This is a genomic window from Anabaena cylindrica UHCC 0172 (assembly GCF_034931625.1).
GTDB lineage: Bacteria > Cyanobacteriota > Cyanobacteriia > Cyanobacteriales > Nostocaceae > Anabaena > Anabaena cylindrica_A.
Genome location: NZ_JAYGGY010000023.1, coordinates 24906 through 36006 on the forward strand (window position 1 = coordinate 24906; position 11101 = coordinate 36006).

Annotated in this window: 10 protein-coding genes, 1 pseudogene and 1 CRISPR repeat array; of the genes and pseudogenes, 6 read left to right on the top strand and 5 right to left on the bottom strand. The window is 36.4% G+C overall.

What is annotated here, in order from left to right; all coding sequences use genetic code 11:
• The first annotated feature begins 16 nt into the window (after positions 1–16).
• The gene (locus VB713_RS08640; protein WP_323311156.1) at positions 17–139 is read left to right on the top strand and encodes a hypothetical protein; all 123 of its coding nucleotides are present in this window, start codon (positions 17–19) and stop codon (positions 137–139) included.
• A gap of 62 nt (positions 140–201) precedes the next feature.
• On the top strand, positions 202–843 hold the full coding sequence (locus VB713_RS08645) for a Uma2 family endonuclease (RefSeq protein ID WP_323311157.1): 642 nt from the start codon (positions 202–204) through the stop codon (positions 841–843).
• Positions 844–851: 8 nt separating this feature from the next.
• Here the strand turns inward: VB713_RS08645 and VB713_RS08650 are convergent, their stop codons facing one another.
• Both VB713_RS08650 and VB713_RS08655 read right to left on the bottom strand, forming a co-directional pair.
• Positions 852–1502: a Uma2 family endonuclease gene (locus VB713_RS08650; protein ID WP_323311158.1), complete on the bottom strand. Its 651-nt coding sequence runs from the start codon at positions 1500–1502 to the stop codon at positions 852–854.
• A gap of 108 nt (positions 1503–1610) precedes the next feature.
• Entirely contained in the window at positions 1611–2474 is an 864-nt protein-coding gene (locus VB713_RS08655; protein WP_323311159.1) for an oxaloacetate decarboxylase, read from the bottom strand.
• Positions 2475–2751: 277 nt separating this feature from the next.
• Here VB713_RS08655 and VB713_RS08660 point away from each other — a divergent pair, with 277 nt between their 5' ends.
• From VB713_RS08660 to hisS, 3 genes are all read left to right on the top strand, one after another.
• Positions 2752–4173, top strand: coding sequence for an aldehyde dehydrogenase family protein (locus tag VB713_RS08660; protein WP_323311160.1), 1422 nt, complete (start codon positions 2752–2754; stop codon positions 4171–4173).
• A 142-nt stretch (positions 4174–4315) separates the two neighbouring features.
• Positions 4316–4762, top strand: coding sequence for a DUF3598 family protein (locus VB713_RS08665; RefSeq protein WP_323311161.1), 447 nt, complete (start codon positions 4316–4318; stop codon positions 4760–4762).
• A 45-nt stretch (positions 4763–4807) separates the two neighbouring features.
• Entirely contained in the window at positions 4808–6196 is a 1389-nt protein-coding gene (gene hisS, locus VB713_RS08670) for a histidine--tRNA ligase (protein WP_323311162.1), read from the top strand.
• 280 nt (positions 6197–6476) lie between these two features.
• Here the strand turns inward: hisS and VB713_RS08675 are convergent, their stop codons facing one another.
• A complete protein-coding gene (locus VB713_RS08675) occupies positions 6477–7466 on the bottom strand; it encodes an AAA family ATPase (RefSeq protein ID WP_323311163.1) in 990 nt (329 codons plus the stop codon).
• Entirely contained in the window at positions 7430–7999 is a 570-nt protein-coding gene (gene pnuC / locus VB713_RS08680) for a nicotinamide riboside transporter PnuC (protein WP_323311164.1), read from the bottom strand. The genes VB713_RS08675 and pnuC overlap by 37 nt, the downstream gene beginning before the upstream one ends.
• Before the next feature lie 107 nt (positions 8000–8106).
• On the opposite strand from pnuC, the pseudogene VB713_RS08685 reads away from it, so the two are divergent.
• Positions 8107–8504 (top strand): annotated as a pseudogene (locus VB713_RS08685) (nuclear transport factor 2 family protein).
• A 229-nt stretch (positions 8505–8733) separates the two neighbouring features.
• Here the strand turns inward: VB713_RS08685 and VB713_RS08690 are convergent.
• Positions 8734–9198, bottom strand: coding sequence for a hypothetical protein (locus tag VB713_RS08690; protein WP_323311165.1), 465 nt, complete (start codon positions 9196–9198; stop codon positions 8734–8736).
• Between the two features lie 317 nt (positions 9199–9515).
• Positions 9516–11039: a CRISPR direct-repeat array (repeat unit 37 nt; unit sequence GTTTCAATCCCTAATAGGGATTAATGAAAATTGCAAT).
• Positions 11040–11101: the final 62 nt, after the last annotated feature.

Consider the following 11101-nt stretch of genomic DNA (forward strand, 5'->3'; position numbering starts at 1 on the left):
TTGAGGGAAATTTATAATGAACGTATCAGATTCAGATCAACAGGGGGACATTGGTGTATATGCTGTAGGACTCAAAGTTACACAAAGACAAGTAACTAAAGACTTAACTACTCCTAAATACTACATTGCAAATACGTGAGCTAATAAGACTAGTCTATGAGCTTGAAAAAATCAGTCTTAATTGGAAAGCGAAATTAGGTCATGAGTGAAACTCAAATCCAGTTACCAACATATACATGGATTTATGCTTCTTGGCAAGAGTATGAACAAAAACTGACGAACTTACTCAACGAGAAAGCAAAAAGCTACTATTACAAAGGACACATGAGGCTGGAAATGGCACCAGTTAGCTTTGATCATGGTCAAGACCATGTGATAATTATATTTGCAGTAGCCTTATTTACAGCCCTTAAAGGCATTCCCGCCACAGGTTTAGACACAACTACTTTTCGTAAAACTGGTATTCAAGACTGTCAACCTGATGTAGCCTATTATCTGAGAAAAAACGCCCAAAGTATCCCCAGTGGTACAGGTATTGTTAACCTAAATCGCTATCCTGCACCGGACTTGGTGATTGAGATTGCGAAAACATCGCTGCTGGATGACTTGGGAACAAAGCGATCGCTTTACGAAGACTTAAATGTGGCAGAATATTGGGTAGTGGATGTCCAAAATGCCCAAATTATAGCTTATGCTATGGCAGATCATGGCAGTAAGCAGATTCGAGAATCACAGGTATTACCGGGACTGGCGATATCTATTTTAGAAGAAGCCTTACGTCGTAGTCGAGAAATAAATCAATCTCAGGTAGGGGCATGGTTATTGAGTCAGTTTCAGCAATAATCATGAATTTATCTGTTAAAAGTTGCTAATAACCAACGGCTAATTGCACCATCATCTTCAGTTTGCGATTTTTTCAAAGCTTCTTCAACTAAGTCAATTTCCAATCCTGGTAAAACTTGAGATTCACGAATAGGGATACTTTCAACAAGTGATAAACAAGATGCAATCACTTGACTATTATTAACATCAACAACCCAATATTCCTTTACACCCAACCGTTGATAAAGCTTTTGTTTTCGAGTAGTATCATCTTCTAAAGAAGAAGCAGCAATTTCTACTACTAAAGTTGGTGGATCTAGTTCATTTAAATTAACTGGTGTATTATTGTGAGGTGGAAATCTCAAATTTTTGCCAATGTAAAAAGCTATATCCGGCTGAGATTCCCGTACCATAACTTTTCTAAAACTCGCATTTGTTAATCCTTTGATGGGAATATTTTTAATAGCAGCATACAAAATAATAAGGGTGGAGACGACAGTATTATCTTGACTGTGTGCAGAACCTACTGGTAGCATTTCAATCCTCATGTAACCTTGATCATAATAAAACCGTCCATTTGCTAAAGTTGGATCATCTGCAAAAGTGAGAAAATCTTCCCAAGTTGTTTCTACCCAAGTATCAGTGGGGACAGTTGTTAAAACTAAAGGAGAGTTAACCATAGTTTTGGACAGAGTGTTGTTGTTATTTAGCCTAACTCATTGTTGGCAAAAATTCATAAATGTGGTGATGGTTAAAAGTTAATTTTTTCCCAATCACCAATTATCAACTTATTCTTTATACTGTTTTTCAATTTGCAGATATTTAGGAACACCCATGAGTTCTTGAAAATCTTGAAAATTCATCAAACCGGGAAAATTAACAGTCGTTTCTTGTGCTTTGAGATGACGAAAACAAGTACTCATGACTTCAGTTGCAGCCATAAGTGCGGTGAGAGGGAAAAAGACAATCTTAAAACCTAATTTTTGTAATTCTGCTGGGGAAATTTCCGGTGTTTTTCCACCTTCTACAATATTAGCAACTAACGGCACATCAGGGAAAGCTGCGGCTATGGTTTGTAATTCTGCTACAGATTGAGGTGCTTCCACAAACAAGACATCTGCACCGGCATTGATGTATGATCGTCCTCGTTTAATAGCTTCCTCTAAACCTAAAGGTGCGCGGGCATCAGTTCTAGCTATAATTACCAAACCGCTATTACCACGCGATTCCACAGCAGCACGGATTTTATCCGCGTGTTCAGTCATAGGTATAACTCGCTTTCCTTCAAAATGTCCGCACTTTTTCGGCCATTCTTGATCTTCTAAAATCACCCCGGATAAACCCAACTGTACGGCATCTTTTACAATTCGCATTACATTTAAGGCGTTACCATAACCCGTATCACAATCGGCAATTAAAGGTATATTAATTGACTGACAAATCCGTCCTACACTGTAAAGCATTTCCGTAGCGGTGAGAAAACCATAGTCAGGTAAACCCAATGTAGAAGCAGCAATACCAAAACCACTTGTAGCAGCGACTTCAAAACCTGCTTTTTCTACAAGTTTTGCACTCAAACAGTCATAAACACCAGGAATAATGATAATTTCAGGTTGTGCTAGTAATTCCCGCAGTTTTTCGGCAGCAGACATACAAGTAATATCATGTTTGTTTAGTTACCTATTATATCTATTTGGGCTGGTAATGGGTAATTGGGAAGAGCAATGATCAAATAGAATATGTTTATTACAAGTAATTATACGAACTTGATATAACAACATTAGAATTACCAGTTACCTGTCATGCAGTCAAGCGATCGCACTGAAGCCTGTTCCATGATTCCTGAAATTAATATAACAGGATTGAGGAGCGATCGCACTAGACCAGGTTTAAATAATCTCCTCTCACGTCAGCTATTCCCTATTTACAATGACAAAACCAATAGAAGTCCGCAACCCCCGCACAGGGAAATTTGATTACGTCATAATCCCACCACCACCCAAACTGTTATCCCAGCAATGTCACCGTCTCCGACGAGGACAAATTCATTGGCATGAACTCGGTATTGAAGGTAGAATTGATGCACTCAAGCAATGGAAACAAGCCATATTATCTGAACGCAAACAGCTAACAGATGCCTTGGTAAATGATACAGGTAGATTATCAACATCAGTCTTAGAAATAGACTCTTTTCTCTCAAGCATTGATAGGTGGTGTCATTTAGCTCCCCAGTTACTACAAGAAACCTCTAAAAATACAGCTATTCCCTTTATTGCTTTACAACAAACAGCCGTTCCTTATCCTCTAGTAGCTGTAATTAGTCCCTGGAATTTTCCCTTATTGTTATCTACAATTGATACAATTCCAGCCTTATTAGCAGGTTGTGCTGTCATAGTTAAACCCAGCGAAATTACTCCCCGTTTCGTTGCACCATTGATGACTGCACTAAATACAGTTCCTAAATTACGCGATGTTTTAAACTTTGTTGAAGGTGCAGGACAAACAGGAGCAGCTTTAATAGAAGATGTAGATTTAGTCTGCTTTACAGGTAGTGTGGAAACAGGACGCTTAATCGCAGAAGCCGCAGCCAGAAACTTTATTCCAGCTTTCTTAGAATTAGGAGGAAAAGATCCAGCTATAGTTTTAGAATCAGCCAATCTAGACTTAGCAACCTCAGCGATTTTATGGGGTTCTGTGATCAATTCGGGGCAGTCATGTCTATCAATTGAAAGAATTTATGTTGCTGAATCTATCTTTGAAAAATTTTATCATCAATTAGTAACTAAAGCCTCACGTCTACAACTAGCCTATCCTACAGTCGAAAGCGGTGAAATCGGTCCCATCATTTCCGAAAACCAAGCTGCAATTATTAATGAACATCTACAAGATGCCCTATTACAAGGAGCAGTAATTCACTGTGGTGGTAAAATAGAAGAGTTAGGTGGTGGTTGGTGGTGTCGTCCTACAGTTATCACAGAAGTTGATCATGATATGAAAGTGATGACTGAAGAAACCTTTGGTCCCATCATGCCAGTCATGCCTTTTTCCACAGTAGAAGAAGCAGTGAATTTAGCTAATGACTCTATTTATGGACTGAGTGCGGCTGTATTTGCTCAATCAGAAGAATTAGCAATTGAAGTTGCCCAACAAATAGATGTAGGTGCTATTAGTATTAATGATGCAGGTTTAACATCTATGATGCACGAAGGAGAAAAAAACGCCTTTAAATTTTCTGGTTTAGGAGGTTCTCGTATGGGTGCAGCAGCATTAAAACGCTTCATGAGAAAAAAAGCCTTTCTAATTAAAACTAACACTAATAAAGACCCTTGGTGGTTTAATGAAGGAGAATAGGGAAGGTGACAGGTGTATAAGAGAGATTAGACAGTGTTCGACCAATTACCAAGCAGAAATTGTCTGAATCAGGATTTCCAGGATTTAAGGATGAACAGGATTTAAAATAAGGACTTAATTACCAACTGCCCAATTACCAATTATGTCTAATATTCGTTTAGAAATGCCTGTTTTAGCCCGTCATGAAGGTGAATGGGTGGGAACTTATACCTTGGTTGATACAACAGGAAAAATTATTGACAGTCATCAATCTCATTTAAGTTGCCAATTTCCTGAAAATAGTGATTATTCTTACTATCAAATTAATCGTTATACCTGGGAAAATGGTAAACAAGAAGAGCATAAATTTCCAGGGACATATCAAGATAAAAAACTCTGCTTCGATACCGAACGTATTCAAGGTAAAGCCTGGGAAGTTGATGATTCCACCGTGATTTTGTGGTTTGGTTATAAACAGTTTCCAGATATGTACCTATATGAAATGATTCAAATTAGTCCTGATAATAACTATCGCGCTCGCACTTGGCAATGGTTTAAAAATAATCAAATCTACCAACGCACTCTTATTCAAGAAGAAAGGTTAAAATAATAATTCTGTGATTAAATTCTCACTTGACAAGGTATAGGTATAGATATGGCAAAAAGCGACAAAATCAACTTTTCTACCCCTAGCGGTTTTCCCGAATTTCTACCCAGCGAAAAGCGTTTAGAAGTATATTTATTAGATGTAATCCGTCGTGTATTTGAAAGCTATGGCTTTACACCGATTGAAACCCCAGCAGTTGAAAGGTTAGAAGTGCTGCAAGCTAAGGGAAATCAAGGAGATAATATAATATATGGTATTGAGCCTATTTTACCACCAAATCGCCAAGCTGAAAAGGATAAATCTGGGGAAACTGGTTCGGAAGCAAGAGCTTTAAAATTTGATCAAACTGTTCCTTTTGCTGCTTATATTGCCCGTCACTTAAATGAATTAACCTTTCCCTTTGCACGTTATCAAATGGATATGGTTTTTCGGGGAGAAAGGGCAAAAGATGGACGTTTTCGGCAGTTTCGGCAATGTGATATTGATGTTGTTGCTCGTGGTAAACTGAGTTTATTATATGATGCCCAAATGCCAGCAATTATCACCGAAATATTTGAGGCAATTAATATTGGTGATTTTGTAATTCGCATTAATAACCGGAAAATTCTTACAGGGTTTTTTCAATCTGTAGGAGTTGCCGAAAACCAAATTAAAGCTTGTATTGGCATTATTGATAATTTGGAAAAGATTGGAGAAACAAAAGTTAAATTAGAGTTAGAAAAAGAAGGTATTTCTCTTGAACAAACTGAGAAAATTATTGAATTTATTAAAATAGATGGTAGTATTGATGATGTTTTAGATAAACTTAATCACCTAGCGCAAAGTTTTCCTGAAGCCGAGGAATTTAATTTAGGAGTTAGTGAATTAGAAACTGTAATTAATGGAGTTAGAAATTTAGGAGTTGCTGATAAACGTTTTTGTATTGATTTATCTATCGCTCGTGGCTTAAATTATTATACTGGAACAGTTTACGAAACTACTTTAATAGGACATGAAGCTTTAGGTAGTATTTGTTCTGGAGGCAGATATGAGGAATTAGTGGGAATGTTTTTAGGCGAAAAAATGCCTGGAGTGGGAATTTCCATTGGTTTAACTCGGTTAATTAGTCGGTTGTTAAAAGCGGGTATTCTCAATACCTTATCTGCAACACCTACCCAGGTTGTGGTAGTAAATATGCAAGAGGATTTAATGCCTATTTATTTAAAGGTATCACAGCAATTAAGACAAGCGGGAATTAATGTTGTGACTAATTTTGAAAAACGCCCTTTAGGTAAACAATTTCAAGCAGCAGATAAACAAGGAATTCAACTTTGCGTTATTATTGGTGCTGATGAAGCCGCAGCCGAAAAATCATCACTGAAAGATTTGAAATCAGGTGAACAAATAGAGGTGGCTTTGGCAGATTTAGCTGAAGAAGTTAAACGGAGGCTTGTGTAATCAAGGTAAGAATTCAGGAGTCAGGAGGAAGAAAGAAGAAGAATATTTTTCTCTTCTAGTTCCTGCCATATCAAATATTCTGTATCCTGAATCCTTACTAATCAAGAACTGCAAAGTAGTTGTGAAATTATCTCATGCGGGGTGAGACACCTGAGGGGGATAACACTGCACTCAATATTAGCAATATGAGAACTATAATCGTTAGTGAATTGATTCCTTTGGCTAGGTATCAATTAATTAGGGCGATCGCACAACTGCAACGGAACTGCGATCGCTTCTTTTACCTCTCCAACACCTGATCTACTGCCATACAAGCCTTTTGCCAGCGTTGTTCCCAGTCGCCATTAATGATAATATAGGGTCTATCGCGTGATTCTAAAGCTTGAATACAGCGATCGCGGAATTCCTCTCGATAATTAGCCAAAAACCGCTGGGAATCATTCACCCAAGGTACATCCACATCCAGCAGCAAATATAAATCATACTCTCTACGATTAGCTTCCTCCTCAATCCACTGCGGACATTTCCCAAACAGCACATCACTCCAAATCGTAGTTGTAATTAAATCAGTATCACAAAATATCACCTTATTTGCCTGACGCACCAAAGCATCCTCAGAAGCCATTTGTCCCCTAGCAATCAAGGGAATATCTGTATAATCACAATGTCCAGCTTTAAAATCTAATAATCCCCGCGCATATTCGCTCACATAAACAGTATAATAATGGTTGGCTAAATTTTGCGTCAACGTCGATTTACCCGTTGATTCTGCGCCAAAAATACACACACGACGCACAAAATAGGGACGCACAGAGTCAGGTAGATAACGCCAGTTAGTAAGAGGATTTTGCCTTATTTGTGTACCAGAAACAGTGACTAAATTCCGTCCATGATCTACAGGAATATAACTTGCTCCCAAGATTTCTGCCAACTTCCAACCATAATCTTCCGAAGCAAAAACATAATCTGGACCCGTAGGTAATACCCGACGAATACTGTCATACCAAATTTGCCAAAAATTAGGATCATCTTTTGGTTCCTGGGGATTTTCATCAGTGACATGAACCACATTCACATCAGGAAACATCTCCTTCATCCAGCAGTAACGCAAATCTCCGGGAATAGGTTCTGACTGAATAGAACAAACTAAAACAGTCAAATTGTCAACATAATTTCGCGCAAAATCGACAAGATACTTATGTCCTAAATGTGGGGGCATAAACTTGCCCAAAATCATCCCAGTCGTAGCTTTTTGTAAGCCTTTTGCCATTCCTTATACCCCAATACAGCTAAAACCAAAAATACCGTATAGAGTCCCGTTGTGGGGTAAAGATGTTTAACAGCATAAACTCCCACTGCTATTAAATCAACTGTTATCCAAATAATCCAACACTCTAATATTTTCTTAGCCATCAACCATTGGGCAATTAAACTTAAAATAGTAATAGTTGCATCAGGGTAAGGTAAAGCTGCATCAGTGTAATTGTGCATAATATAACCTAAACCGAAAATCCCGACAATAGCAACCCCAGACCAAATCAATTGTCCCTGGTTAGAAATGCGAGTAACCCCAAGTGGAGAGTTATCCTTACCTCCATGTAACCAAGCATACCAACCATAGATTTGTAAAAAAATGTAAATTACCTGGAGAATAGCATCTGAATAAAGACGTGCTTCATAGAAAACGAAGATATATAAAAACACCATCACCAAACCAGTTGGCCAGCACCAGATATTTTCTTTAACAGTCAACGAAACACTGACAAGACCGAAGATAGCTGCAATAATTTCAATAGAACTCATGTAATTTTAGATTTTGAATTATTTGTTAGTGACTTAATTGCTATAAGCTATTGTAAATCCAAATAGCAGCAAAATTTAAACTTGAAATTAATAGAGATAATTAATAGATGACAACTAAATCAGAAAACACTTTGAAAGTTACTCAACAAGCATTTGGGCATTTTACACAAGGTCTAGAAACAGGTAATTGGCAGAATTTTCTAGATATGCTTACAGATGATTTTACCTTTTGGTTTCCAATGGGAAAATTTCATGGATTAAATGTAGGTAAAGAACGAGCAAACAATTTTTTTGAATATGTTTCTGAAGCTTTCAAACCTGGATTAAAGCTTACCTCTTTAGATAACATTACTAGCAACAAAAAACTGTTATTTTTGAGTTCCAAGATGAAGATAAATTGCTAGGAGAACCTTATGAAAATCGCATTGCAGTTGCTTTTGATGTCAGAGACAATAAAATTTGTGTTTATAGAGAATACTTGGGTAGTGATGGAAAATCCTATTAGTTTTTAATACAAAAGTAAATTTATAGCTATTTTAAAAAAATATTTTTACCCTCCACAAAACAATGAAAAGGGTTTAGATGGGGGATGAAAATACGATAAATTCGTAAGAATTCAGGAGTCAGAAGAAAGAAGGAAGAAGAATATTTTTCTCTTCTGTTCCCTGCTATATAAAATATTATGTATCCTGAATCATTATATAAATTCTATATTTAGAGTAATTTATTTAAAATTAATTTACCTCGGTATTTAAACTATTAATTTCTCTACACTTAGCTTCAGCCGCTTGATAAGCTGTTAAATATTCTTGATCACCTAACATTAAATCACCATAATATTCATAAGGTGATTGACCATAAACTGGTAGAGGATCATCCTCTGGATAATCTTCTTTTGATTCATCAATTATGGCTTTTAGTTTTTTGAGAGTTAGACTCTGTGCAGGAAAATACCAAAGGGTTTTATGGTTTTTTTGTAAATAAGGAAGAGTGGGATCGATAATAACTTCATCTAATTCAATCCAACCATGTTCAACAGGTTTATATGGCTGACCAGTAAACACTAAAAAACCTTGAACATATCTTGATCCTTCAGTTGCCAAAGCAGCTTTATAAGCATTTTCAAAAGGTTTTTTAGCTTTACTTTTGATGCTTTCAGCAACTTGCAGAGATAGTGATTCATCTAATAATTTATTCATGGGTGAAATTAGCCTCCTCTAATTACTGTCAATTCTATTATCTTTTAATATCTGCACTTGTAAACTGATTTTCACAATTTTTTAAGTAGGATAGAAAGATAAAAAAATCTTATCAGTATGACATAAGTTCAGGTTTTACCCTTTTGCAGTATATGTAAGGCTGCACAGAATGATGATATCAATTGAATTATCCGTCTTTATCTGTGTTTATCTGCGTTTATCTGCGGTCAATTATTCTTGATATTTTATTCCATGCGACTTCATATCAATTTGGGATCAGAATTATTTTATTTTCTAAATCATTAGTAAGTGTGAGAGTTTCAATCCCTAATAGGGATTAATGAAAATTGCAATATTCAAAATGACATCACTAATATTCAGGGTGGTGTGTTTCAATCCCTAATAGGGATTAATGAAAATTGCAATAATCTTCAATGCCATGCTCAAGCCATGATTTCTCATGTTTCAATCCCTAATAGGGATTAATGAAAATTGCAATATATTGTTGTTTTTTACAGTTTTCGTAACTCTACCGTTTCAATCCCTAATAGGGATTAATGAAAATTGCAATTCAGCTTGCAATGCAGATGTAGCAAAAACCTCTAGTTTCAATCCCTAATAGGGATTAATGAAAATTGCAATCTTTTGATATTAATAACGGATTGAAATACTCCGGTTTCATGTTTCAATCCCTAATAGGGATTAATGAAAATTGCAATACAAAGAAGGTAAGGTGACTTTCAGGGAAGCATACCTAGTTTCAATCCCTAATAGGGATTAATGAAAATTGCAATTTGGGGGCCAATAAGTTCGTGGTCGGAAACAATATAAGGTTTCAATCCCTAATAGGGATTAATGAAAATTGCAATGAGAGATTCCCGCCACATCTTGACCCATTTCTCATGTTTCAATCCCTAATAGGGATTAATGAAAATTGCAATGCAAAGAATCAAAAGCCAATTTTTCCTCGGAAAATTTAAAGTTTCAATCCCTAATAGGGATTAATGAAAATTGCAATGCTCTCCCCTTAGATTGTCCTCTCCAGTTAGCGACAAGGTTTCAATCCCTAATAGGGATTAATGAAAATTGCAATCAAGCCGCTCTTGATGGTAGCTTTATTGGATTTCAGAAGTTTCAATCCCTAATAGGGATTAATGAAAATTGCAATTTTGTAATGAAATGCCCCAAGTGCGACAACACAGAGTTTCAATCCCTAATAGGGATTAATGAAAATTGCAATATTCATGTTCCCTGTATTTTGATGCACAGGGTCAATACCCGTTTCAATCCCTAATAGGGATTAATGAAAATTGCAATAAGGAAAATGAAACTCCTGATATATTTGCACTACAGGTTGTTTCAATCCCTAATAGGGATTAATGAAAATTGCAATAAGATTCCCTATTACATTTCCTGAACTCATAATTGTTTCAATCCCTAATAGGGATTAATGAAAATTGCAATTTATTTAAAATCCCCCACTCAACACGAGAACTATACACAGTTTCAATCCCTAATAGGGATTAATGAAAATTGCAATTTTCAGCCCGGCGAAACTATTACCATCCCAGGAACTTCATTGGAGTTTCAATCCCTAATAGGGATTAATGAAAATTGCAATCATAATAGTCTCCATCTGGGGTTTCGCCTTCATCTACTCCAGGTTTCAATCCCTAATAGGGATTAATGAAAATTGCAATAAGCAAATTAAAAGCCTTGCAGCAAGCCGGATAGGTTTCAATCCCTAATAGGGATTAATGAAAATTGCAATTAATGTACGAATCATCATCTTTAACCCTCTCCTGTTTCAATCCCTAATAGGGATTAATGAAAATTGCAATTCTTATCTAATGTACGAATCATCATCTTTAACCCTCTCCTGTTTCAATCCCTAATAGGGATT